Below are 24,344 nucleotides of genomic sequence, written 5' to 3'. Positions count from 1 at the left end.
GCCATGCGAGTGCTCCGTCTCGGCTTCTTCCTCCTGTCGCTGCTGCTCCTGCCCACGGCCGCGCGGGCCAACAACACCGCGGATGAAGCGGACGTGGCCTTCGAGGTGGGCAACGAGGCGTACGCGCAGGGCCACTACGTGGAAGCGCTGCGCTCCTACTTCACCAGCTACCGGCTGGTGCCCAACCGCAACGTCCTCTTCAACATCGCCCGCTGCTACGAGGCGCTCACCCGCTACAACGAGGCCTACCGCTACTACAACGACCTGGCCCAGGAGCGGCTGAGCAACTCGGACGAGGCGGAGGTGCGCCGCGCGCTGGAGCGGCTGCGTCCCAAGGTGGCCCTGGTGCGCGTCACCACGGAGCCGCCGGGGGCCGAGGTGCTCGTGGACCGCGAGGACCTGGGCATCCGCGGGCTCTCGCCGCAGACGCTCGCCCTGACGCCCGGGCGCCACAAGGTGATGGTGCGCAAGGAGGGTTACCGCCGCGCGGAGGAGACCGTCTACGTGGCGCGGGGCCGCTCCGCCACGCAGGAGTTCAAGCTGGAGCTCATCACCGGCACGGTGGAGCTCACCGGCACCCCCGAGGGCGCGGAGGTATACGAGTCCCAGGAGGGCCCCGTGGTGGGGCGGGTCCCCGGGACGCTGGTCCTCACCCCCGGCCGGCACGTGCTGCACGTGAAGGCCCCCGGCCACGCTTCGGCGCAGATGCTGGTGGACGTGCCCGCGGATGGACGCATCCCCCTGCAGGTGTCGCTGCGCCCGCAGGAGAGGCCCACCGGCCGCGTCATCATCACCGCCAACCGCGACAACGCCTCGGTGCGCGTGGACGGCCAATCCACGGGCTTCACCCCCACCGTCGTGACGCTCCCCGAGGGCGAGCACACCCTGGAGGTGGAGAGCCCGGACGTGCGCCCCGTGCGCCAGCGGGTGACGGTGGTGGCCGACCAGGACACGAAATTCCACGCGGACCTGCGCTACGAGCCGCCGAAGGTGCGCGCCGCCTCCAAGAGCCTGCTCTCGGTGGACGAGGCCCCCGCCTCCACCACCGTCCTCTCCCAGGAGGAGCTGCGCGCCTTCGGCTACACCACGGTGGCCGAGGCGCTGGCGGCCGTGCGCGGCTTCTTCATCTCCAATGACCGCTCCTACACGTACCTGGGCGTGCGCGGCTTCGCGCCCCCGGGAGACTTCAACACCCGCATCCTCATCCTCTGGGACGGCCACTCCGTCAACGACGTGTGGGCCGGTCAGGGCTACTCGGCACGGGACTTGTCGGTGGACCTGGAGGAGGTGGACCGTATCGAGGTGGTGCGCGGCCCGGGCAGCGCGCTCTACGGAACGGGCGCCTTCTTCGCCGTCATCAACGTGGTGCCGCGCGAGTCGCTGGGCCTGGACAAGAAGGTGGAGGCCACGGCGGCGGTGGAGGCGCTGGGCACCACGCGGCTGCACGGCACGGCGGCGTGGGACAACGGGCGCGACTCGGCCCTGGTGTCCCTGGCGGGGGTGAACACGCAGGGCGCGGAGGTGACCGCACTGGGGGGGGGCCTGCCGCTGGTGCAGGGGTTGGACGGGGAGCGCGCCGCCACCGCCTCGGTGCGGGCCCGCCTCGGGGGATTCTCCTTGCAGGCGCAGTTCCACGGCCGGCGGAAGCAGATTCCCTCCGGCCCCTATGGCACGGTGCTGGGCGTCGAGGGCACCCAGGTGGAGGATCTGCGCGGCTTCGCCGAGGTGCGCTACGAGAAGTCCCTCGGCGAGCGGGTGAGTCTGTCGCTGCGCGGCGCCTATGACGCCAGCCGCTACCGGGGTTATTGGATGTACAGGCAGCCGGACAACAGCCTGCGGCGGGACACCGACGCCGGCCGTGCCGACTGGCTCAGCGCCGAGGCCCGCTTCCTCTTCCACCTCTCCGACACCCATCGCCTCACCGTGGGCCTGGAGGGACAGAGCCAGCTGCGCGTGGAGCAGGAGAGCTTCGGCCCCGAGAACGGTGATGCACCGCTCATCAGCCGCAGCCGCGTGCTGCTCTCCACCTACCTGCTGGACGAGTGGCGCCTGCACCCGCGGCTGACGCTCTCGGCGGGCCTGCGCCTGGACAAGTACCTCGACCTGGACGCGACGCCGCTCACCCCCCGGCTGGCCCTCATCGCCCGCCCCTACGACAAGGGCCTCACCAAGCTGGTGGCCGGCCGCGCCTTCCGCGCGCCCAACGCCTACGAGCTCGACTACAACGATGGCGGCGTCACCCAGGCGGCCGCCGGCAAGCTGGAGCCGGAGACCATCACCACCCTGGAGCTCGAGCACGCGCACAACCTGACGGACGAGCTGCGCCTGACCGTGGCCGGCTACCACAACCGCATCTCCAACCTGGTGGTGCTGGAGCAGCAGCCAGGGCCGCCCCGGTGCGGCAGCCCGAGCGGTACCATGGAGTGCCTCGTCTTCAGCAACCGGCCCGGTGAGACGCTCGCCTGGGGCGCGGAAGCCGGTCTGCACTGGCAGCCGGGCCGCAACCTGATGGTGGACCTGACCTACTCCTTCGTCACCCTCCAGAATGCCTCGGAGGAGGTGGTGGCCTCCGCCCCCGCGCACCTGGCGTCCGGACGGCTGCTGCTGCCGTTGGGGACCGGGGACCTGCGCCTGGCCACCCAGGCCACCTACCAGAGCGCCCGGGGCGGCACGACGCAGGGGGATGAGGAGAACGGCGAGGCCCTGCTGCTGAGCGTGGGCCTGTCCGGCGAGTTCCAGCGCCTGCGCTACTTCGCTGGCGTGCAGAACCTGCTCGACACCCGCTACGCCCTGTCGCTCGGCACCGAGCGCGCCGCCGCGCCCGTGCCCCAGTACGGCCGCACCTTCACACTGCAGCTCACCGGCAGCTTCTGAGCCTCACAGCTTCACGGGGACCTCCTTCTCCCCCTCGGCGCAGATGATGCGCACCCGGTCCTTCTTCACGTAGGCAACACCCCGAACGCCCGTCTCGAACCCCGACAGCGGAATCTCCCGGACCGTCCCAGAGGCCATGCCGCCCAGCCTGTACACGTCACGGCCCCGGGCGACGAGGATGCAGTCGTTCCAGGTGAAGGAGTCCGAGTTGGTCACCTCGAGACCATGAACGAAGAAGCCAATGCTCTTGGGCACGACGCGGCCATTCAGTTGCTTGGGGGCGGGAGGCGGCGCGGGAGCCACTTCCGCGGGCGGCGTCGTGGTATCGGCCTGGGGCGCCTCGGTGGAAGTCCTGGGGAGCACCGCGAGGAGACTGACCTTGCCCGCTTGACGCACACGCGCGTCGGGCAGAACCATGGCGGTCCGGTCCTTCACCACCACCACGGTGGCCTCACCCACCAGGCGGGCCTTGCCATCCTTCGTTGGCGCCGCCACCACCTGGAGAACCATCTCCTTGGAGAGCCCCGCGGACTGCCCCTCGGGGATCCTGTAATAGTCGCTGCGAGCAACCTTCCGCATCACCGCCACCTGCTCCGCGGGCACGAGCTTCTGCGGACGAGCGTGTGACTCGGACGGCTTGGGCTTCGCCTGCTGCGCCGCCTCGGCCTCCGCTTCGGCCTCCACCTCGGGTTCGGCGGAATCCCCCGCGTCCTCGGGCCCCGCGGGTGTGGCGGGCGGCTCGGGGGCGGCGACCGCGTCGGGAACCTGGGGCGCTTTGGCCACGGGCTGGGGACCCCCGGGCATCGGTCCGCCCTCTCCGTGAGGAGGCCCCATTCCGGGTGGCGGGGGACGCATTCCGTGAGGCGGAGGTCCCATGCCCGGGGGAGGCGGTCGCGGAGGCCCATTGGGCCCTGGCCCTTCGTCGGCCCACGTGGGCCGGGGCGGGTGCTCGGGCGGCTGATTCATCAGGAACGCGGTGACTCCGGCGGTGGCGCCAATCAACCCGAGCGCCCCGAGGGCGATCGCCGCCGTCCACCCCTTCCGGCCGGGCCCGGACTTCTCCAGCTGGAGCGTCTCGGCGGGCACGGGGGAGGCCAGGGCACCGACCGCGGGGGTCGCGGTGGCGCTGGGCGAGCGCACCAGGGTGGGCTCGTAGCCCGAGGCGGGCGAGGTGGGCGTGGCGAAGGGCGGCTGGAGGGGCACCGGCAGGCGCCCGGTGTTCATGCGCGCGTCGCCGCTCACGGGCACGCCGGTGTTCATGGGTACCAGGGTGCCGCCGGGCACGGGGGTGCGGCGCACGCCGGGGCTGGAGGAGACGCGGGAGATGAGCTGGCGCTGCGCGGCGAAGGCCTGCGGGCAGAGCGTGCGCACGTACTCGCCCACCTCCTCGGCGCCGAGGGTGGAGCCGGAGCGCAGCAGCTGCTCGTTGAGGGCGCGGGCGAAGTCGTCGGAGCGGGCGTAGCGCTCCTCGGGCGAGGGAGCCAGCGCGCGGCGCACCACCGCGTCGAGGGCGGGATCGATGTCCGGACGCACCTCGTGCAGGGCGGGCACGTGGGGGTTGGACATGGCGGCCATCATCTCGCCCACCGTGCCATGGCGGATGAGGGAGCGGCTCGCGAGCAGCTCCCAGACGATGACGCCACAGGAGTAGATGTCGCTGCGGTGGTCCACGGCCTCGGCGCGCACCTGCTCCGGGGACATGTAGCCCAGCTTGCCCATGACGGTGGACGGCAGCGTGTGCTTGCTGCGCGCGGCGCTCTTGGCGAGGCCGAAGTCGATGACCTTGACCTCGCCCTCGTAGGACAGCATCACGTTGTGGGGCGAGACGTCGCGGTGGACGATTCCCAGCGGCGCGCCATCCGGGCCCGTCTTGCGGTGCGCGTAGCCGAGCCCCTCGGCGATGCGCTGGCCGAGGTAGAGCGCCACGGGGACGGGAATCTGCTGGCCCTCGTTGCGCGCCTGGTCCTGCAGGAAGGACAGGTCCACGCCGGCCACGTACTCGAGGGCCATGTAGTAGGTGCCCTCGGCCTCGCCCATGTCGTAGACCTGCGCGATGGACGAGTGGACGAGGTGCACGAGCACCTTGGCCTCGTGGTGGAAGCGATCCAGGAACTGCCCGTCCTTGAGGAGCGAGGGGAGGATCGTCTTGACGATGCAGGGCTTCTCGAAGCCGGCCGCGCCCGAGATCTTGGCGAGATAGACCTCGCCCATGCCGCCCTGTCCGAGCAGGTGGACGAGCTCGTAGCGTCCGAGGAGGCGGGGGAACTGGGGTGTGTCGTTCATCGGCGGAGAGTCCATGGCCCTGGCCGATCATCCTAACCCGGGAGCCGCCCGCCGGTTGTGGGAACCCCCTGGATCTCCGCCCGGGGCAAACGTCCACTGCCCGGCGTTGCGGAGCAGCCAGCATTGCCGCCTGTCCGGTCGCCCTCCTAGGGTGAGTCACGCTGGTCTCTTCAGATCAGCGAGAGTGGCGCGGATGGGGCGGGGTGGTGGACGTTCGTCGCCGGGAAGGCCGTACTTAACTTTTGTACAGCCCCCCCCCCCCCCCCCCCCCAACATCTCTAAACCCCCGATATTACTCGGGATTCTTGCGGAGTTTTGACGAATGGTTGGGATTCTGGCTACTGACCCCATGGGTAACAGCGCACTCCGGCCCGGCGGGATGAAGGAGCGGGCATGAGGCTGCTGGCGTTGCTGAGTGCCGCGCTGGTGGCGTGCGCGGGTTGCGGCCACACACGCCCGTCCCAGGACCTGAGCGCGCGGACCTACGTCATTGACGAGGACGCGAGCGGGGTGGGCAGTGCGCTCGGGACGGGGGGCTCCGGGTACAGCTGTGACGACGAGCTGAACCAGTGCTTCACCCGCTGCTGGGAGTCCGTGAAGCAGCCCTACCCGCACGTCGAGCACAACGAGTGGTACTACGAGCACTGCACGCGCGAGTGCCGCCAGCAGTACATGCAGTGCGTCGAGCAGCAGGAGAAGGAAGAGGCGGAGCGGGTGAAGAAGCGCCCGCCGCTCGAGTTCTCCAGCTTCGACAAGGCGCGCGACTGGATTCGGGCCCACAAGTCCGAGGTCGCGCTGGGAACCGTCGTCGTCGTCGCGGGCGCCGCTTTCATCATCGCCACGGGCGGAAGCGGCGCGCTCATCCTCGCACCCCTCGCCCTCTAGACACTTCCGGACTCGCGATGAAATACGACAAGAACTTCGATGCCGATGCCGTCCTTCGCACCGTGGAGGCCGTGAGCAAGCAGCACGCGGAGGGGACGCCCGAGGACGCGGCGCTCCGCGTCTGCGCGGCCGCGCTGCTGTACGTGCGGGATGACCTCAAGAAACTCGAAGAGTTTCGCGAATTTTTTCGAAAAATCACCACCCCCGCACGCGAGGGCATCCAGATTGCCCACACCTTCGCCTCGCGAGAGGAGGCGGAGGCGTGGCTCGCGAGCGGGGCCGCGAAGGATGGCCAGCTCCTCCGGGTGGGCGGCCAGGGCTTCACCGTCATCGACCACGGGGCGAAGGGGCTGAAGCTCGTCCGGATACCGCTGCCGGAGGAGCTGCCCCCTCACAAGCCCGGGAAGTAGGCGGGGTGCGTCACTCCGCCTTCTTCGGCGCGGCGGCGGAGCCCACCACGCGGTGGACGGGGTAGAGCTCGCCCACCTGGATGAGGCCGTCGAGGAATTGCCAGCGGCAGAAGCCGTCGTCGGAGTGCGGCTCGAGCAGGTACACGGCCAGGGTGCCGGTGCGCTGCGCGGTGGGCACGAGCAGGGTGCCCGCGGGGAACTCGCGGGTGGTGCGCTCGGGGGCCACGGTGAGCACGGTCTCGAAGCGCACGGGCTTGGGCTTCTGGCTGAGCGGGACCTCGGACTGGCCGGGAGGCGGGACGTTGGTGGCCACGTCGGGGCTGAACGTCTCCTCGCGCCGGGCCACGCGGTAGCTGTCCACGGTGAAGCGCCGCGGGGCGTCGAGCCGCTCGAAGCGGATGCCATGGCCCTCGAGGCGCGAGGCGAGCTCGGCCGGCGCGAGGTACGCGGCCGGGGTGCTCACCGCCTGCGTGGGCACGAAGGTGCGGTGGTGCGGCGCCTTGTACTTCTTCTGGCGCTTGCCCGGGTAGCGGCGCGCGGTGATGCTGGCCTCGTCGTAGGCGAGGATGTGGGCCACGTCATCGGGCTTCGCGTAGGCGGGGTACTCGAACACGAGCGCGCCCTTGTCGTCGCGCGTGGCGACGCCGTAGTTGATGCCCACGAGCGCCTGCACATCGGGCGACTCGCCGCGCGCGATGATGCGCTCCTCCTCGGCCTGGGTCATGGCGCGGTAGGCCTTGGCGTTCTTGGCGGCGTCGCGGATCAGCTCGAGCAACCACGCCCGCATCACCGCGCAGCGGCGCTCGAAGGTGATGTAGCTGTAGGTCTCGAGCAGCACGTCGATGCGGCCGAGCAGACCGCGGTAGTGGCTGCCGAAGCGCGGAAGCGCGGGGTAGGTGTGCCAGCCGGAGACGGGATTGCCCTCCTCCTTGTAGTTGCCGTACCAGAAGCAGTCGAAGCCATGGCGCTTCTTCACGGCCTGGGCCACGCGGTCGAGCATCTCCCGGTTGAACTCGCGCAGCTCGGAGAAGAGCGGCTCGTTCGAGTGCGACGTGTCGTAGGTGAGGTCGAAGGCGTGGATGCTGCCGTCGGTGGTGTGGCAGTCGATGAACACGTCGGGCCACCACGCCTGGTAGAACTTCGCGAGGGCGCGCGTCTCGGGCGCCTCCTGCTTCATGCTGTCACGGTTGAGGTTCCAACCTTCGCCCGTGTAGCGCATGCCCACACCGCCCTCGGGGTTCACCTGGCCCTCGAGGTTCTGCAGGTCCAGCTTGCGGTTGTTGGGGCTGATGCGGTCGTTGCCGTCGGGGTTGAAGTCCGGAATCAGCACGAGGCAGAGCTTGTCGAGCAGCTTCTGGCCCAGCCTGGTGAGGGTCAAATCCCGGGCGAGCGCGAGGACGGACTCCTTGCCCTCGACCTCACCGGCGTGGATGTTGGCCTCGATCATCACCACGAGCTTCTTCTGGCGGCGGGCGAGCTCGGGGGTGAAGCAGTTGCGATCGCTGACGATGAGCGCGGCCAGCGGCTGGCCCTCGCCGCTCTGGCCGAAGTCGACGCGCTTGACGAGCTTCGTGCGGCGGCTGAGCTCGTCGACGAAGGCGAGCACATCGGCGTGGCGTGAGGTTTCCTTGTAGTTCGACGCTTCGGCGCGGGTGAGCAACTCGGTCATGGGGGCGCATCCGAGCGTCCCCCCCGGGCAGCGTCAAGCACTCCGTCACTTCTCCGCGAGGACATTGCGGCCCGAGGTCCGGTCCGCTACGTCTGCCCGGACATGGAACACGGACGAAGACCGCAGGCACCTCCAGGCAGCGCAAGGGCTATCTGGCGGGCGCTCGGGTATCTGGGCCGGTACAAGCTGGAGACGGCGGGCGCGCTGGTGGCGCTGCTGCTCGTGTCCGCCGCCAACCTCGCGGCGCCCCAGCTGGTGCGGCTGGCCATCGACGAAGGCATCGCCCGGAACGACAACGCCACGGTGCTCCAGGCCGTGGGAGGGCTGGTGGCCATCGCCCTGGGGCGGGGGCTCTTCAACTTCCTCCAGGGCTACCTGGCCGAGCGGGTGTCACAGGGCGTCGCCTTCGACCTGCGCGACGCGCTCTTCGCGCGCATCCAGCGGCTGAGCTTCAGCTACTACGACCAGGCGCAGACCGGGCAGCTCCTCACCCGGCTCACCAACGACGTCGAGCAGGTGCGCACCTTCGTCGGCTCCGGCGTGGTCCAGCTCGCCGCCTCGTGCGCCATGCTGGTGGGCTGCGCGGTGTTGCTGCTCAACCTCAACCCCGTGCTCGCGGTGGTGGCGCTGGCGTCCGTCGCCCCCATCCTCTGGCTGCTCCGGAATTTCGTGGGCAAGATGGGCCCGCTGTTCGGCCGGGTGCAGGCCGCATTGGGACGGCTCAACACGGTGCTCCAGGAGGATCTGCGCGGCATCCGCGTGGTGCGCGCGTTCTCCGGCGAGGAGCGCGAAGCCGCCCGCTACCGGAAGATCAACGACGAGCTGCTCGGCCACAACCTGGGCATCATCGACGCCATCTCCACCAACTTCCCGTTCGTGGGCTTCTTCGCCAACCTCGGCACGCTCGTGGTGGTGGGCGTGGGAGGATTGCTGATCTTCCGTCAGAAGCTGACGCTCGGCGAGCTGCTCGCGTTCAACAGCTACCTGGGCTTCCTGCTCATGCCGCTCATGACGCTGGGCTTCATCGCGGCGCAGATTTCACGCGCCGGGGCGTCCGCGCTGCGCGTGTTCGAGCTGCTCGACACCCAGGTGGAGGTGGCCGACAAGCCGGGAGCCCGCACGCTGCCGCCGATCCAGGGACGGGTGGAGCTGCGCGACGTGCGCTTCCGCTACGCGGGCAGCGAGCGGGAGATCCTCCGGGGCGTGAGCTTCGTGGCCGAGCCGGGGCAGCTCGTGGCCATCCTGGGGACGACGGGCTCGGGGAAGAGCACGATCATCAACCTGATTCCCCGCTTCTACGACGTGACGGGAGGCGCGGTGCTGCTGGACGGGCACGACGTGCGCGAGGTGACGCTCTCCAGCCTGCGCTCGCAGATTGGCGTGGTGTTGCAGGACGCCCTGCTCTTCTCCGGGACGGTGCGCGAGAACATCGCCTACGGCCGTCCGGAGGCGACCCAGGAGCAGATTCAGGCGGCGGCCGAGGCGGCGCAGGCCGCGGAGTTCATCGCCGGACTGCCACAGGGCTACGACACGGTGGTGGGCGAGCGGGGCGTGGGGCTGTCGGGAGGCCAGCGCCAGAGATTGGCGATCGCCCGGGCGCTGCTGACGGATCCGCGCCTGCTCATCCTGGATGACAGCACCTCGGCGGTGGACGCCGGGACGGAGGCCGCGATTCAGGAAGCGCTCGACCGGCTGATGCGCGGCACGAACCGCACGGCGCTCGTCATCGCCCAGCGCATCAGCACGGTGCGCGACGCGGACCTCATCCTGGTGTTGGACGAGGGACGGGTGGTGGCGCAGGGGACGCATGAGCAGCTGCTGGCGTCGAGTGCGCTCTACAACGAGATCCTCGGCTCGCAACTGCAGGCCAGCACCCCGGAGGCGGCATGAGAAGGCCTGGGAGTCTCGAGTCGATGGCGGAGCTGGAGATCCAGCGTGCCGCCAACCGTGGAGCGGTGGCGCGCCGGCTGGTGACGGAGCTGCGGCCCCATCAGGGCACGCTGCTGGTGGCGCTGGGCCTGGTCGTCGTGAGCGCGCTGGCGCAGGCCATCGGACCGTATCTGGTGAGCCGGGCCATCGATCACGACATCGGGAGCGGGAACGCGGAGGCCCTGCTGCGCACCATGCTGCTGCTGCTCGCCGTGTACCTCGGGGGCGCGGTGGCCTCGCGGGCGCAGACGCGGCGCGTGGGCGCGGTGGGACAGCAGGTGCTCGCATCGATGCGCACCCGGCTCTTCGGGCAGCTCCAGGCACTGCCGCTCTCGTACTTCGACAAGCGGCCCATCGGGGATTTGATGAGCCGGTTGCTCAGTGACGTGGACACGCTCAACCAGTTCTTCTCGCAGGGGCTGACGCAGCTGCTGGGCGCGATGCTGGGGCTGGTGGGTGTGCTGGTGGCGATGCTCGCGCTCAACGTCCGCCTGGCACTGGCGTGCTTCACGCTCATTCCGGCGATGCTGCTCACCACGTGGTTCTTCGCCGCCCGGGCCCGGAAGGCCTACCGCAAGACGCGGCAGACGGTGGGCAGCGTGACGGCGGAGCTACAGGAGGAACTGGTGGGCGTCCGGCAGGCACAGGCGTTCAACCGCACGGACGAGAACATCCGGCGCTTCCGGGGCCGGAACGCCGCCAACCGCGACGCCAACGTGGCCGCGGTGGGCGTCACCTCCGCGTTCTCCCCGGCCATCGACGTGCTCGCCACCCTGTCCACGGCACTCGTCATCGGCTACGGCGGCCACCTGGTGCTCCAGGGGCAGTTGACCGTGGGACTGGTGGCGGCGTTCCTCATCTACGCGCAGCAGTTCTTCCGGCCGGTGCAACTGGCGGCCTCCACGTACACGCTGATGCAGTCGGCGCTCGCGGGCGCGGAGCGCATCTATTCCATCCTGGACGAGCCTCGCGAGCCCGCCGACGTCCCTGACGCGCTGGAGCTGGGACGAGCCCAGGGTCGCATCACGTTCGAGAAGGTGTCCTTCGCCTACGACGCGGAGCACCCGGTGCTCCGGGACGTGAGCTTCGAGGTGGCCCCCGGGCAGACGGTGGCGCTGGTGGGCCGCACGGGCGCGGGGAAGACGACGGTGGCCAACCTCATTCCGCGCTTCTACGACACCACGGAGGGCGTGGTGCGGCTGGATGGGGAGGACGTCAAGCGCGTGAAGCGGGCGAGCCTGCGGCGGCAGATGGCGACGGTGATTCAGGAGCCGTTCCTGTTCTCTGGAACCATCGCGGAGAACATCGGCTACGGCCGGCCGGGCGCGAGCCGCGAGGAGATAGAGCAGGCCGCGCGCGCGGTGCATGCGCACGAGTTCATCGCCGCGCTGCCGAAGGGTTATGACTCGGTGCTCGGGGAGGGAGGCGCCACGCTGAGCCAGGGGCAACGGCAGTTGCTGGCGTTCGCTCGGGCGGTCATCGCCGAGCCGCGCGTGCTCATCCTCGACGAGGCGACGGCGAACATCGACACGAGGACGGAGGCGCTCATCCAGCGCGCACTGTCCACGTTGCTGGCGGGAAGGACGAGCGTGGTCATCGCGCACCGGCTCAGCACCATCCGGAGCGCGGACCTCATCCTCGTCATCGACGCCGGACGCATCACGGAGCGAGGCACGCACGAGGAACTGATGGCACGCAACGGCCTGTACGCGGAGCTGTACCACCGGCAGTTCCGCGAGCCCGCGGCTGCCGCGCGCTAATTCGTCTCAGGTGAGCACATCAGGAGAACACGCGCTGACAACAGCGGCCATTTCCCCTCGCCCTCCGGGAGAGGGACGGGGTGAGGGTGCCACGGGCCCCGGGTTGAACCCACTGTCCCCACTGTGGGCCACGGGTTGAAGAACGGGTTCGGATACCCTCACCCCAACCCTCTCCCGAGGGGAGAGGGAGCATGCGGCTCCAGGGAGCATGCGGCTCCAGGGAGCATGCGGCTCACGGAGCGGCGGCAGCGGGCTTCACGGGCTCCCCCTGACGGAAGCGCGCTTCGGGACCGGGGCCCACGTACACCTGCACGGCCCGGAAGTTCGGAGCCCCCTCGGGAATGCGCGCCGAGTGACGGACCCCCGCCGGAATGTAGACGGCATCGCCCTGCTTCACGGGCATCGCCTGGCCCTCGATGGTCATCTCCGCCCCTCCCTCCTCCACGTAGAGCATCTCCACACTGTCCGCGTGGATGTGCTCGGGCACTCCGGCGCCCGCCTGGAGATCCAGCACCCCCATCGAGGCCGCACGGGCTCCGGTCTCCTCGTTGGTGAGCAGGATGGCCGTCCCCTTGCCCTGGGAGATGCGGAAGGTGGGGGCCTCGGCGCTGCCCACCACGTAGCGAACGGGCACGGTGGGAACGCGGGCACAGCCAGCGGAGACACACAACACAGCCATCAGGAGCGAGGTGCGCATCATCCCTCCGTTCCTAGCACTGGCTGGCGGTCACCCGCATCCATGTGTCATCGCGGCGGTGTCTCCCACACACCACGGGCCTCCAGGAGGAGCCTCCCCCGGACACGACGCCCTGCCCCCGCGTACCGGCTCCCGCTAAGGTGCCGCACGTGAGCCCTCCCCGATTCATCCCCGGACACGAAGTCCCCGCTCGCCCGCGTGACAACGCCCTGCTCTTCGCCGCGCACGGCCTGGAGCTGCTCGTCGCCGAGCAGGACAACACCGTGCGCATCCCCACCTGCGCGGAGCTGCCCGAGTTCGCCACGGGGGCGCACTTCCTCGGCACCCTCGGGGACGTGGACTGCTACGCCGCCGCCTTCCCCAAGGACATCTCGCCTACCGAGGGCATGAAGCTCGTCCCCGCGCGTGGCCTCTACAACCGCGTGGACGAGTCGCTCTTCGGCGTCGCGGGCCGGGCGCTCGCCATCGCCGAGTGGGACTCCACCCACCGCTTCTGCGGTCGCGACGGCCAGCCCACGGTGCTCGTCCCCGGCGAGCGCGCGCGCCGCTGCCCCGCCTGCCGCACGCCCTACTACCCGCGCATCTCCCCCGCCGTCATCGTGCTCATCACCCGGGGAGACTCCATGCTGCTCGCGCGCAACGCCAACTTCCCCGGGGCCTTCTTCAGCACCCTGGCCGGCTTCGTCGACGTCGGCGAGTCGCTCGAGGAGACGGTGGTGCGCGAGGTGAAGGAGGAGGTCGGCGTGGACCTGAAGAACCTCCGCTACTTCGGCAGCCAGCCGTGGCCCTTCGGCCGCTCGCTCATGCTCGGCTTCACCGCCGAGTACGCCGGGGGAGACCTCCAGGTAGACGGCCAGGAGATCGCCGAGGCGGGCTGGTTCACCCCCGACAACCTCCCGCAGCTCCCGCCGCGCCTGAGCATCGCCCGGCAGCTCATCGACACCTTCATCGCCCAGGTGAAGGCCCGGAGCACCCCGGCCTGAGGCCCGGGCACCCGGGGCTCGCTCGCCGCGAGGGCGGGCGGGCACCTGGAAATTCCCGAGGGATGTCAAGCGGTTGAGGCCCAGGGGGTCTCCGGACTTGCATCCACCGCCCGGGTGGGATTGAAGCGAGGCCCCCGGATCCCCCATGCCCGTCGCGCGTCCCCACATCGAGCCCCGTCGTGTTGCCACCGCTGACTCGGTGGTGGTCAAGGAGTTCTACCTCTCGGTGCAGGGCGAGTCCTCGCACGCGGGGCTGCTCTGCTCCTTCGTGCGGCTCACCGGCTGCCACCTGCGCTGCACCTACTGCGACAGCGAGTTCGCCTTCCACGGCGGCACGCGCATGAAGATTCCGGAGGTGGTGACGAAGGTGAAGGAGCTCGGCGCGCCCCGGGTGGAGGTGACGGGTGGCGAGCCCCTGCTGCAGCCCGGCGTGTACCCGCTCATGGAGGAGCTGCTGGCCGCCGGCCTCACCGTGCTGCTGGAGACGAGCGGCGCCATCGACGTGCGGCTGGTGCCTCCGGCGGTGCATAAAATCGTGGACATGAAGACGCCGTCCTCGGGCGAGTGCGACCGGAACGACTACCGGAACCTCACGTCGATGAACGCCAACGACGAGCTCAAGTTCGTCATCGGCAGCCGCGAGGACTACGAGTGGTCCAAGAAGCTCATCGCCGAGCACCGGCTGCTGGAGAAGCCCTACGGGCTGCTCTTCTCCACCATCTTCGGCAAGCTGACGACGAAGGAGCTGGCCGAGTGGATCATCGCGGACCGGCTGCCGGTGCGCTTCCAGCTCCAGATGCACAAGTACATCTGGGACCCGAACGAGCGCGGCGTCTGAGGACGGGCCGCGGGCGCCTCAGTGCGGGCCGGCGACGAAGAAGCCCAGCACGAGCCGGAGCACGAGGAAGACCTGGAGCAGGACGCAGGCGAGGTTGAGCCAGGACAGGCCGCGCGTCCACCGGGCCCACGAGCGCGCGGGCGAGGCGGAGTCCACGCGCTCGAGGCGGCGCAGCTCGCGGGAGGACAGCCAGAAGCCGAGCCCCGCGGCGATGACATTGAGCACGGGCAGGCGCCGGAGGACGGGGATGACGAGGGTGGCCTGGCCCGTGTCGACCACCACGTTCATCGGCAGGAGCATGGCGAGCGGCACGGTGAGCAGGGCGACGATGCCCAGGCCGAACGTCCACTTGAGGGCCAGCGAGGCGGTGCCGTGCTTCCGGACGAAGTCGAGGCAGGAGGCGCAGTAGGAGGACTCGCCGAGCAGCTCGGTGCACTCGCCACAGAGGAAGGTGCCACAGCGGACACAGGTGGCGACCGCGGCCCGCTGGTGCGAGGGGCAGCGGGGACTGGTGAAGGCGGGCGGGTCTGGCACGGAGGCCACGGGCTCGCCTCGCACCGGGTCAGAAGATGGGAGGCGGAGGCGGACGCAGCATCACCTGCTCCAACGCATGGGCGCCCAGGCCGAGGAAGACGGCGGCGAGCACGCTGCTGCCGAAGAAGCCGGCGAGGATGAGGTTCTTGCGCGGGTGCTCGAACTGGCTGAAGGCGTACACGAGCACGTAGCAGGGCACCAGGAGCACCATCATCCCCGTCCCCAGGCTCCGGCGGAACGCGTGGACGAGCAGGAAGGCGGCGCAGACGAGCGTGATGACCCCGAACAAGGCGGCGAGAGGAAGGAGCGGCACGCCCTTCAGATAGCACGGCCCGTGGCGCGTGGTGGCCCCCATGCGCGGAATGCGTGCTAAAGCACGCTCCCACGTCTCCTCACCGAGGTGCCCGGACGATGGCCACACTGAAGACGCTGCTCACCTTCATCCTCTTGGGAGCCTTCCTGGGGCTGGCAACGGCCTCGTATATCGGCCCCCAGTTCCTCGAGTGGTACAACACGGCGCCGTTGGGGGCGCAGACGGTGTGCGACCTGCCCAAGGTCATCCAGGGCATCACCGCGTCCCTGCTGCGCTACCAGGTGTACGGCACGCTCATCGGAGCGGGGACCTTCCTCATCCTGGGCATCGTCTTCGTGGTGTCGCGCTCGAAGAAGCAGAAGCGGATGCAGCAGCCGCCCACCACTCCGACCCCGCCGGCCCAGCCGGGTCCCGCCGTCTGAACGCGTCTACCCCCCTGCCCCCCTCTCCCCCCGGGAGAGGGCCGGGGTGAGGGTATCTTGCCTACCCGGGTTGCGAGCCCCCTCTCCCTCTGGGAGAGGGCCGGGGTGAGGGTCTTCCCGAGGATTCAGGAGTCCACCATTCACCCATAGGCATAGGTCCGAGCCAGGGCCTCGCGCAGCTCGGAGTCCTGACTCAGCGCCTCGACGATGGCCGTGAAGGACCTGCCCGCCGCCCGGACCTCCCGCGCCGGAAAGCCAGTGGAAGCCAGTTCCAGGTTGTGGACAGCGCCCAGGCACACCGCCTCTTTCGGCTTCAGCACCTCATCGAGCATGGTCCTATCCTGGGCCCAAGCATTGAACTGCTCGACATCGCGCCCGCCATAGCGCTCCTTGCAGAGCCGGATGGCCTCCCGGGTGTTTTGAAAGAGCCACGCCTCGATGCTGTAGAACGGGACCACCGTCTTGAGCCGGGCCATCCGCGCATCAGCGTACTTCTTCACTTCTTCGGTCCTGGTAGCCAGTTCCGGCTTCCGCCCCACCAGCCGCTCCTGAATCTTGAGCCGTACAGGCTCCCAGATGAGTTCTTTGAACTTCTGGCGGTTCTCACTCGAATCCCTCGCAGCCCAGGGACGATCTCCATCGAAGTGGAAGAAGACCCAACCATTGTGCAACTCCAATTGGATGGCAATGAGGGTGATCAGATCGGTCCGGCTGCGATGGTAGCGGGCCCCTTTGCTCTTCCAGTTGTTTGCCTGGACTACTTCCAAAACATCCTTACTCCGCAACGGTTCGAAGACAATCTTCGTCTCGTGCGTCTCTACATGCTCATCCACCTGCTTGAGGATTTCCTTCACCATGTGGTTGAAGGTTTTGAACCCTCCTCTATCCTCGGTCAGAAGGAGCACAGAAAGACACGGCCTGGCGCGGCTCACCACAGCCCCCTGAGCCGAAGAAGTTCCCCCACGTGGTGGATGGCTACTTGATACGCGCTGAAAAACGCTTCTGCCTCATCCAGCGCCATATTTTCCCACACCATCTGCTCGCGGTTCTCGTGGGACTCCATACGACAAAGCACGAACGAGGAACGAACCTCTTCGGCTGATTCAAAATAGAGGTAATCCAATAGCAGAGGATTCTGGCTGGTCAGGAAGGCCTGCCGCTCTCCGATGTCTTCCAGACAGGGACCTATCCAGCCATGGTGCATACCATTTACCAATTCATCTGCCACCACACAGGTAGAATTGCAGGCCAGGTAATAATAAAAAGCAACCAATCGCTTTTGGCCATAGCTAAGCAGCGTATGATTGAAAACCTCGCCATCGCGGCGGGTGAAATCGAAACGCATGTTACCGAAATCAATCCGCAGACGCGGCTGGGTCCTCATCGCCAACCGTTGAAGCCCGAGATGAGCATGCTTGAACTCGAGCAGTTCAACAACTCTCGATAGGAACCAGGCCCCTTCGTCGCTCGATTGAATCCGGACCTCGTCCGCATCTGGATCTGATTGAAGCCGTCCTATCAAATGGCTTCTCAGTATTCTCGGTGCACCGTCTCGGGAGTTGATCCTGTATGACCCCTGAATCTTGGTAGCAGCAAATGTCGAGGAGGGCCGTGTAATGAGGTCCAGGAACCCGAGCGACTCATCGAATCGCTTGAGGTTTCGCAAGAATCCAGCCACAGATGAAGCCAGTGCTGAACTCAACGAATGCAAATCTGGGACTCCCAGCCCCTCTGTCTCCTCCAGATCACTCAAGACCACGAGGAGATCCCCCATGCTGGTCTGCCCCAGAATGGGTGCTTCGTAGTCCATCCCCCAGGATGGCCTCGCCTCATCACCAAGCTCCAGTGTCAGACGCGACCCCGAAATAATCAGCCGGTACTTCTCGCCCGCCTCGGCGCGTGTAACAACAATCTCACCAGATGACTGGTAGCGCGCAGACGCCTGCATGAGAGACGCGGTAGAAACACCCTGCTCGCCCTCCTCGGCGTCCAGAACCACGCGCTCAGGTTTGGTGCGCGATTCGTTGCGCAGGGAGACCCGCAGATGCGCCTCATCCGTCAAGATGTCGTACTCCAGCGCAAACGGCTCTCCTAGTAACGCAGAGAAATCCCAGCTCAGGAGCTGCACGATCAGGTTCAGCAACGTCGTCTTGCCCGTGCCGTTGCGCCCCAGCAGCACGTTGAGCGAGTCGCGGAAGTGAAGCTCCGTCCCCGGCTTCACGTTCCGGTACTTCTCTATCTTCAGGCGCTTCAGCTTCACCATGGCTCGGGGTCCTACCGGGTCGACGCGGGTCCGCTACGCGCATTGCCGCTCGCCGGCCGATACGCGCGCCCACCTTACCGCGCACCCTCCGCCGGTCCACCCCGCATCACGGTGCTCGTCCACGGGGGACACCGGGCGTAGACCCTCACCCCGGCCCTCTCCCAAAGGGAGAGGGAGCAGGCGTCACGCCACCGGCAATTCCACGATGAAGCGCGCGCCGCCCTCGGGGCGGTTCTCCGCGCGCAGCGTGCCCCCGAACGACTCCACGTACTGGCGCGACAGCGCCAGCCCCAGCCCCGTCCCCTTCCCCGGCGCCTTCGTCGTGAAGAACGTCGTGAAGAGCCTCGGCAGGTTCTCCGCCGAAATCCCCGGCCCGTTGTCCTCCACCATCACCCGCACCCGCTCCCCCACCACCTCCGCGCGCACCGCCACCCGCCCGTCCTGCACCTTCGCGTCCTCGATGGCGTCCGCCGCGTTCAACAACAGGTTCAGCAACACCTGCCCCAGCCGCCTCGGCTCCGCCTTCGCCACCGCCTCCGGCGGCACCTCCACCGCCAGCCTCACCAGCGACTTCAGCCGCACCGACGCCAGCCTCACGCTCGCGTCCACCACCGGCGCCAGCTCGCACCGCCCCACCCCCGCCACCGTCTCCTCCGCCCTCGACAGCGCCGTCAGGTCCTTCACGATTTGATGGATGCGCTCCACCCCCTGCATCGTCTCCTGCAGGGCCTCGGTGTACTCCGTGTCATCCGTCCCCGACGCCGGCTGCCTCCACTCCTCCAACAGGAAGCGCAGGTTGGCCTGCACGTACGCCAGCGGGTTCTTCACCTCGTGCGCCACGCCCGCCGCCAGCCGCCCCACCTGCGCCAACCGCTCGGCCTCCAACGCCCGCGCCTGGGACGCCTCCAGCGCCTCCTGCACCGCCCGCTGCTCGTCCTCCGCCCGCGCCTGCGCCCGCCGCAGCCTCCGGTAGAAGACGCTCAACTGCATCCCCACCGCCCCCGCTCCCAGCAGCAGCAGCAGCCGCGACACCATCGGCACCAGCGCCATCCCCTCCAGCCCCATCAACGTGCCCGCGGCCCCCATCGGCAGCAGCGTGCTCAACGCCCCCTGCCACGGCTCGCCCCGCGACACCGAGAGCGTCATCAGCGGCATCATGAAGAACCAATGGAAGAGCGGATTCTCCGTCCCTCCCAGCCGGTACACCACCAGCCCCAGGAAGAGGTTGGGCACCCCCATCCCCGCCACCATCCTCACGCCCCGGCGGCGCGAGGGCTCCACCCACCGCAGCCCCCACCCCATCGCCGCCGTCAGCCCCGCCCACCCCAGCCGCAGTGCCAACGTGTCCCACGTCAGCCGCCCCACCGACAGCGAGTCCACCACCCAGAACGGCAGACACGTGAGCGCCAGCATGTAGAGGAGGCGCTGCTCGTCGCGCAGCACCAGCTCCTCCGCCTCTGGCATGTCCCCCGGCTCCTCCGGGGCTGCTCCTTCGTGCCGCTGCGCCATGTCCGTGCCGATTCCCCGGGATTCCAGGAGATTGGAGAGTTCAGCGCAGAACACTCTCACAAGATGGGGTCAAGCGAAACCCAGCCTGGGTCAGCGGCGCACCCGGCCCACCAGACGAAGTTTCTCGGCACGTGAGAGACGCTTCAGGGCGGCCTCGCGGCGGAGGGCGGCGCTCCGGTCGGCCGCCGGCTCGCTCCAGACGAGCGTCACCGGCAGGCGGGCGCGGGTATAGGCGGCGCCACGGCCCTTGTTGTGGGTGGCCACGCGGCGTTCGAGGTTGTTGGTGGCGCCGGTGTAGAGCGTCCCGTCCCGGCAGCGCACCATGTAGACGGTCCAGGTGTCCGGCACGGCGGCCCGGCAGCATAGCGCACGCGCCCCTGCGTCCGGACGCCCTCTTCGCCTGCCCGGCCGCTCACCAGGAAGCCGGGTACTCACTTCCCGGCCGGGGCCGCCCCTCGTACGCCGCCATCACCAGCGCCACCGGCAGCAACGGGTCCACCTTCCACGCGGCCAGGATGTGGGCCCGGCTCACGAGCCCCACCAGGCCCCCCTTCTCCCCCACCACCGGGAGCAGGGAAGTGCCCCGCCGCTCCATCACTCGCAGGGCACGCAGGAGGGTATCCGTGGGAACCAGGGCGACTTCGATCGAGGACAACCTTTCCGCAACAGTCGGCTTTTGCCGCATCCACTCGCCTCCCGGCTTGAACGAAGGTGAAGCATTGCAACCGGTCTGCCGACATGTGGGTGCGTGGGTTTTTCAACACGGCATCCGTCCCGCAGGGCATTAGATTCCAGTCGTGACGAATCGAAACGGGCCCAGGCTCACGCGGATGGCGGATATTTTCTCCCGAGCGGTAAATCGGGACGGTGAAGGGTTGCTCACGTTGCCCTTCAAGCCCGATGAGCTGTACCGGGTGCCCACCGACGATGGGGCGGCCATTGCCCTGGGGCGCTACCACGCCCGGGAGCAGCGTCGCTATGCCGAGCCGGTCATCCTCTGCCATGGACTGGGGGCCAACCGCTTCCACATGGACTTCGACGAGCACTACAGCCTGGCGCGCTACCTGGCCCGCGCGGGCTACGAGACGTGGGTGATGGAGCTGCGCGGCCGCGGGCTGGCGGGCCCGTGCGGGGACGCTACCTTCGATGATCAGGCCGAGCACGACGTGCGCACCGCCCTGCGCACCGTGCTGTCCACGGGGGCGAAGCAAGTGCTCTGGGTGGGGCATTCCAAGGGAGGGCTCACCCTGTACGGCCATCTGGCCCGGAACCCGCAAGCGCCCGTCCGCGCCGCCGTGGCCATTGGCAGCCCCTTCACCTTCGCGGTGCAGCCGGGGCTCAAGACGTTCATCCAGAAGATAGAGCCGCTCTTGCGGCTGAAGATGATTCCCACCCGGCGGATTACGGGCATCGCCCTGTTCGGCGCGCCGCCGGGGCCGCTCAGCCGCTACATGATGTTGGCCTCCAACATGGAGCCGGACGTGGTGCGCAAGGCCCTGGCCAACGTGCCCGCGGACATCTACGGCGGCGTGGTGCGCCAGTTCGCCCACTGGATTGCGACGGACTCCTTCTGCATGGCGGATGGCACCTGCTACCGCAAGCCGCTGGCGGGGGTGAAGCTGCCGGTGATGCTGGTGGCGGGGAGCAAGGACCTGCTCGCTCCCCCGCTCGCCGTGGCGCGGGCGCAGGAGCACCTCGGCGGGCCGGTGAAGCTGGTGGTGGCCGGGCGCGGCCATGGCTTCGCCGAGGACTACGGGCATGCGGACCTGGTGCTGGGGCGTCGGGCACCGGACGAAATCTTCCCGCTGGTGGAGGCGTTCCTGTCCGCGCACGCGACCCGGGCGTAGGAAGGCCCCGGGGGGATGTCCGGTTGTCCGCTCCCCCCCGGCGTGCTACCCCACGGGCTCGCGTTCTATGTCTCCTGTCTCCCGCTTCCTGTCCCTCGCCCTGCTGGCCCTCGCGGGCTGCGAGCGTGGCCCCGCACCGGGCCATGCCGTGGTGGACTTCCGCCACACCCGCGCCCCGGTGAGCTCGCCCGTGGCCGCCTGGAAGGACGACGGGGTGCCGGCCGACGAGCTGAAGCAGCGCCTGGAGGAGATGAGCCCCGCCCTGCGCGAGCGCTACCAGACGCTGGAGCAGAAGCGCGAGTACGTGGAGGGCCTGGCCCGCTTCGAGCTGCTGGTGCAGGAGGCCCTCGCCCGCGGGCTGCAGAACGACCCCGAGGTGGTGGCCAGCACCAAGCGCGCCCTGGTGTCCCGGCTGATGCGCGCCCAGCTCGACGAGGCGACGCCCCCCGTCTCCGACGCGGAGGTCGCCGCCTGGTACCAGAGCCACCAGGACGACTACGTGCGGCCGGAGCAGGTGCGGCTCTCGCACCTCTTCCTCGCGGCGCCCCGGGCGGACGCGGCCCGTGGCGAGACGGCGCGCGTGAAGGCGGAGAAGCTGCTCGCCGAGGCGAAGGCGCTGCCCCCCAAGGACTTCACCGCCTTTGGCCGGCTGGCCCGCGCCCACAACGAGGAGCCGCGCACGCAGCCCCTGGATGGAGATCTGCGCTACCGCTCGCTCGAGGAGCTCGGGCGGGACTTCGGGCCCGAGGTGGCGGACGCCGCGCGAGGCCTGCTGGCCAGCGGCCCGGGCGCGCTCAGCGGCGTGGTGCGCACCGACGCGGGCCTGCACGTGCTCCAGCTCACCGGCCACCAGTCCGCGTTGAACCTGAAGCTCGAGGACGTGCGCGAGCAGATTGTGAACCGCCTCTCGCAGGAGAAGCGCACCCGGGCCTGGGCGGAGCTGCTCGCCGGCCTGGAGCGCCGCTCCGGCTTCCGCGTGGACGCCGCGACGCTCTCGCGGGTGCACGTGGACGTGAGCACCCCCATGCGGCCCCCGAGTGGCCCGCCGCCCGGCAGCATCCCCGCCCCCCTTCCCTCCTCCCCCGTGGAGCGCCCGTGACCCTCAGCCACCCTCTCATGCCGCGGACCTTCGCCCGTGCCACCCCGCTGCTCGCCGCCCTGGCGCTCGCCGTGGGCCTGGCCGGTTGCAACAAGAAGGACAAGGAGGATCCAGACGCCAACGTGGTGGCCACGGTGAATGGCGAGGTGCTCTCGCGCGCCGACTTCGAGCAGGAGCTGGGGCGCGAGCTCGCCTCCTCCGCCAACGAGTCCGGCCAGCACACCCCGGAGGACGTGGAGCCCTACAAGCGGGCGCTGCTGGAGACGCTCATCTCCCGCATGGTGCTGCTGCAGGACGCCCGGACGCACAACATCACCGTGAGCCCCGAGGAGGTGGACCGGGGCGTGTTGCGGCTGTCGAGCGACTACCCGGCGGGCAACTTCAACGAGGTGCTGACGCAGGGGCAGCTGTCCATGGCGGAGCTCAAGGCGCGCGAGGCGGCGCGGCTCACCATCGAGAAGCTCTTCACGAACCACGTCTACACGCGCGTGGCGGTGACGGAGGAGGAGCTGCGCGCGTACTACGCGGCGCACGAGACCGGGTTCTCCGAGCCCGAGCAGGTGCGCGCCGCTCAAATCGTCGTGAAGGGCATCGACGAGGCGCGGCGGGTGCAGGCGCAGCTCAAGTCGGGCAAGAAGTTCGCCGACCTGGCGCGCAAGTACTCGCTGAGCGCGGACGCCAAGGTGGGAGGAGACCTGGGCTTCTTCCCTCGGGGGCAGATGCCGCCGGCCTTCGATCAGGTGGTGTTCTACCTGTCGCCGGGCCAGGTGTCGGACGTGGTGGAAACGGAGTACGGCTACCACCTGTTCCGGGTGCTGGAGAAGAAGCCGGGGCGCAAGCTGGAGTTCGCGGAAGTGCGGGACCAGGTGGAGACGAAGCTGCTGGCGCAGCGGCGGGCGGAGGCGCAGGAGACGTACGAGAAGGAGCTGAGGACCAAGGCCCAGGTCTGGGTGAACGAGCCCACGCTCCAGGCCATCCGCGGACGGCCCGCCACGCAGGCGGCGGCGCAGCAGTGAGCAGCCGTCCCATCGACACGGAAACGGAAAGAGGAAGCACATGAAGAAGCTGATGGGGACGATGGTGGCGGCGCTGCTCCTGACGGGCGCGGTGGCTCGGGCGGAGCTGGTGGACCGGGTGGCGGCGGTGGTGAACCGGGACGTCATCGCGCTGTCCGAGGTGGAGAAGCGCGCGGCGCCGGAGCTGGCGCGGCTCAACGCGTCGGTGAGGGATCCGAAGCAGCGGGCCGAGGAGCGGGCGAAGGTGCTCAAGGCGTCGCTGAACACGCTCATCGGCGAGAAGCTGATGGAGGGGGAGATCCGCGAGCTGGGCCTGGCGACGACGGACGCGGAGCTGGAGGCGGCGGTGTCGGACGTGCGGCGGCAGAACAACATCACGGACGAGGCCCAGTTCGAGCGCCTGCTGTCGGGCGAGGGCTTCACGGTGAAGACGTACAAGGACTTCCTGCGCAACCAGATGTCGCGCATGAAGCTGGTGAACATGAAGGTGGCGCCGAAGGTGAAGGTGTCCGAGGAGGACCTGAAGGCGGCGTACACGCAGTACACGAAGATGGAGTCCGGGGACGCCGAGGTGCACGCGCGGCACATCCTGGTGCAGGTGGACGCGAAGGCGGCGCCCGAGAAGGTGGAGGCGGCGCGGCAGAAGGCGTTGAAGCTGGCGGAGGAGGCGCGCAAGCCGGGCGTGGACTTCGCGGAGCTGGCGAAGGCCAAGAGCGAGGGCCCGAGCGCCTCGGACGGAGGAGACCTGGGCTTCTTCCGGCGCGGGGTGATGGTGCCGGCCTTCGAGCGGGTGGCCTTCACGCTGAAGGAGGGCGAGGTCAGCGAGCCGGTGCGCACGCAGTTCGGCTGGCACGTGCTGAAGGTGGAGGAGCGGCGCGCGGTGGACGTGGCCCCCTTCGAGCAGGTGAAGGGCGAGCTGGAGAACCGGCTGAAGATGCAGAAGACGGAGAAGTTCGTGGAGCAGTACGTCCAGGAGCTCCGGCAGAAGGCCTCGGTCGAAGAGAAGATCTGAA

Annotated in this window: 22 protein-coding genes; 12 read left to right on the top strand and 10 right to left on the bottom strand. The window is 69.0% G+C overall.

The genetic code is table 11. The features are described from left to right. The first annotated feature begins 3 nt into the window (after positions 1–3). Entirely contained in the window at positions 4–2,874 is a 2,871-nt protein-coding gene (locus AC16DP_RS47195; protein WP_329725455.1) for a TonB-dependent receptor domain-containing protein, read from the top strand. 3 nt (positions 2,875–2,877) lie between these two features. Here AC16DP_RS47195 and AC16DP_RS47190 read toward each other — a convergent pair whose 3' ends face one another. Continuing rightward, entirely contained in the window at positions 2,878–5,157 is a 2,280-nt protein-coding gene (locus tag AC16DP_RS47190) for a serine/threonine protein kinase (protein WP_329725454.1), read from the bottom strand. Positions 5,158–5,550: 393 nt separating this feature from the next. Here AC16DP_RS47190 and AC16DP_RS47185 point away from each other — a divergent pair, with 393 nt between their 5' ends. Both AC16DP_RS47185 and AC16DP_RS47180 read left to right on the top strand, forming a co-directional pair. Continuing rightward, positions 5,551–6,042, top strand: a complete 492-nt coding sequence (locus AC16DP_RS47185; RefSeq protein ID WP_329725453.1) for a hypothetical protein — start codon at positions 5,551–5,553, stop codon at positions 6,040–6,042. Between the two features lie 17 nt (positions 6,043–6,059). Further along, positions 6,060–6,452 (top strand): hypothetical protein, encoded by a 393-nt coding sequence (locus AC16DP_RS47180; RefSeq protein ID WP_329725452.1) that lies wholly within the window; start codon positions 6,060–6,062, stop codon positions 6,450–6,452. Between the two features lie 10 nt (positions 6,453–6,462). On the opposite strand, the gene AC16DP_RS47175 is transcribed toward AC16DP_RS47180, so the two are convergent. Beyond that, the gene (locus tag AC16DP_RS47175; RefSeq protein WP_329725451.1) at positions 6,463–8,121 is read right to left on the bottom strand and encodes a M14 family metallopeptidase; all 1,659 of its coding nucleotides are present in this window, start codon (positions 8,119–8,121) and stop codon (positions 6,463–6,465) included. A 102-nt stretch (positions 8,122–8,223) separates the two neighbouring features. Here AC16DP_RS47175 and AC16DP_RS47170 point away from each other — a divergent pair, with 102 nt between their 5' ends. After that, positions 8,224–10,011 carry an ABC transporter ATP-binding protein gene (locus tag AC16DP_RS47170; RefSeq protein ID WP_329725450.1) on the top strand — a complete coding sequence of 596 codons (1,788 nt, stop codon included), beginning with the start codon at positions 8,224–8,226 and terminating at the stop codon, positions 10,009–10,011. Next, positions 10,008–11,810 (top strand): ABC transporter ATP-binding protein, encoded by a 1,803-nt coding sequence (locus tag AC16DP_RS47165; RefSeq protein ID WP_329725449.1) that lies wholly within the window; start codon positions 10,008–10,010, stop codon positions 11,808–11,810. Before AC16DP_RS47170 ends, AC16DP_RS47165 begins: the two co-directional genes overlap by 4 nt. Before the next feature lie 232 nt (positions 11,811–12,042). Here the strand turns inward: AC16DP_RS47165 and AC16DP_RS47160 are convergent, their stop codons facing one another. After that, positions 12,043–12,510, bottom strand: coding sequence for a cupin domain-containing protein (locus AC16DP_RS47160; RefSeq protein WP_329725448.1), 468 nt, complete (start codon positions 12,508–12,510; stop codon positions 12,043–12,045). Positions 12,511–12,656: 146 nt separating this feature from the next. On the opposite strand from AC16DP_RS47160, the gene nudC reads away from it, so the two are divergent. Then, positions 12,657–13,490 carry an NAD(+) diphosphatase gene (gene nudC, locus AC16DP_RS47155; protein WP_329725447.1) on the top strand — a complete coding sequence of 278 codons (834 nt, stop codon included), beginning with the start codon at positions 12,657–12,659 and terminating at the stop codon, positions 13,488–13,490. Positions 13,491–13,635: 145 nt separating this feature from the next. Further along, a complete protein-coding gene (locus AC16DP_RS47150; RefSeq protein WP_329725446.1) occupies positions 13,636–14,328 on the top strand; it encodes a radical SAM protein in 693 nt (230 codons plus the stop codon). Positions 14,329–14,346: 18 nt separating this feature from the next. On the opposite strand, the gene AC16DP_RS47145 is transcribed toward AC16DP_RS47150, so the two are convergent. Continuing rightward, positions 14,347–14,871, bottom strand: a complete 525-nt coding sequence (locus tag AC16DP_RS47145) for a B-box zinc finger protein (protein ID WP_329725445.1) — start codon at positions 14,869–14,871, stop codon at positions 14,347–14,349. Between the two features lie 19 nt (positions 14,872–14,890). Further along, the gene (locus tag AC16DP_RS47140) at positions 14,891–15,175 is read right to left on the bottom strand and encodes a hypothetical protein (protein WP_329725444.1); all 285 of its coding nucleotides are present in this window, start codon (positions 15,173–15,175) and stop codon (positions 14,891–14,893) included. 98 nt (positions 15,176–15,273) lie between these two features. Between AC16DP_RS47140 and AC16DP_RS47135 the strand changes: the two genes are divergently transcribed. Next, a complete protein-coding gene (locus AC16DP_RS47135) occupies positions 15,274–15,597 on the top strand; it encodes a hypothetical protein (RefSeq protein ID WP_329725443.1) in 324 nt (107 codons plus the stop codon). Positions 15,598–15,737: 140 nt separating this feature from the next. On the opposite strand, the gene AC16DP_RS47130 is transcribed toward AC16DP_RS47135, so the two are convergent. From AC16DP_RS47130 to AC16DP_RS47110, 5 genes are all read right to left on the bottom strand, one after another. After that, a complete protein-coding gene (locus AC16DP_RS47130; RefSeq protein WP_329725442.1) occupies positions 15,738–16,454 on the bottom strand; it encodes a hypothetical protein in 717 nt (238 codons plus the stop codon). A gap of 71 nt (positions 16,455–16,525) precedes the next feature. Continuing rightward, on the bottom strand, positions 16,526–17,860 hold the full coding sequence (locus tag AC16DP_RS47125; RefSeq protein ID WP_329725441.1) for an AAA family ATPase: 1,335 nt from the start codon (positions 17,858–17,860) through the stop codon (positions 16,526–16,528). Between the two features lie 183 nt (positions 17,861–18,043). After that, the gene (locus AC16DP_RS47120; protein WP_329725440.1) at positions 18,044–19,324 is read right to left on the bottom strand and encodes a sensor histidine kinase; all 1,281 of its coding nucleotides are present in this window, start codon (positions 19,322–19,324) and stop codon (positions 18,044–18,046) included. 135 nt (positions 19,325–19,459) lie between these two features. Then, positions 19,460–19,693, bottom strand: a complete 234-nt coding sequence (locus AC16DP_RS47115) for a GIY-YIG nuclease family protein (protein ID WP_329725482.1) — start codon at positions 19,691–19,693, stop codon at positions 19,460–19,462. Between the two features lie 88 nt (positions 19,694–19,781). Next, entirely contained in the window at positions 19,782–20,024 is a 243-nt protein-coding gene (locus tag AC16DP_RS47110; protein WP_329725439.1) for a CBS domain-containing protein, read from the bottom strand. 175 nt (positions 20,025–20,199) lie between these two features. On the opposite strand from AC16DP_RS47110, the gene AC16DP_RS47105 reads away from it, so the two are divergent. From AC16DP_RS47105 to AC16DP_RS47090, 4 genes are all read left to right on the top strand, one after another. Further along, positions 20,200–21,216 carry an alpha/beta hydrolase gene (locus AC16DP_RS47105; protein ID WP_329725481.1) on the top strand — a complete coding sequence of 339 codons (1,017 nt, stop codon included), beginning with the start codon at positions 20,200–20,202 and terminating at the stop codon, positions 21,214–21,216. 67 nt (positions 21,217–21,283) lie between these two features. After that, entirely contained in the window at positions 21,284–22,315 is a 1,032-nt protein-coding gene (locus AC16DP_RS47100; protein ID WP_329725438.1) for a peptidylprolyl isomerase, read from the top strand. A gap of 17 nt (positions 22,316–22,332) precedes the next feature. Beyond that, the gene (locus AC16DP_RS47095; protein WP_329725480.1) at positions 22,333–23,331 is read left to right on the top strand and encodes a peptidylprolyl isomerase; all 999 of its coding nucleotides are present in this window, start codon (positions 22,333–22,335) and stop codon (positions 23,329–23,331) included. Positions 23,332–23,371: 40 nt separating this feature from the next. Further along, on the top strand, positions 23,372–24,343 hold the full coding sequence (locus AC16DP_RS47090; protein WP_329725437.1) for a peptidylprolyl isomerase: 972 nt from the start codon (positions 23,372–23,374) through the stop codon (positions 24,341–24,343). Position 24,344: the final 1 nt, after the last annotated feature.

The organism is Archangium sp. (genome assembly GCF_057119385.1).
This window is presented reverse-complemented; position numbering and strand designations above follow the sequence as displayed.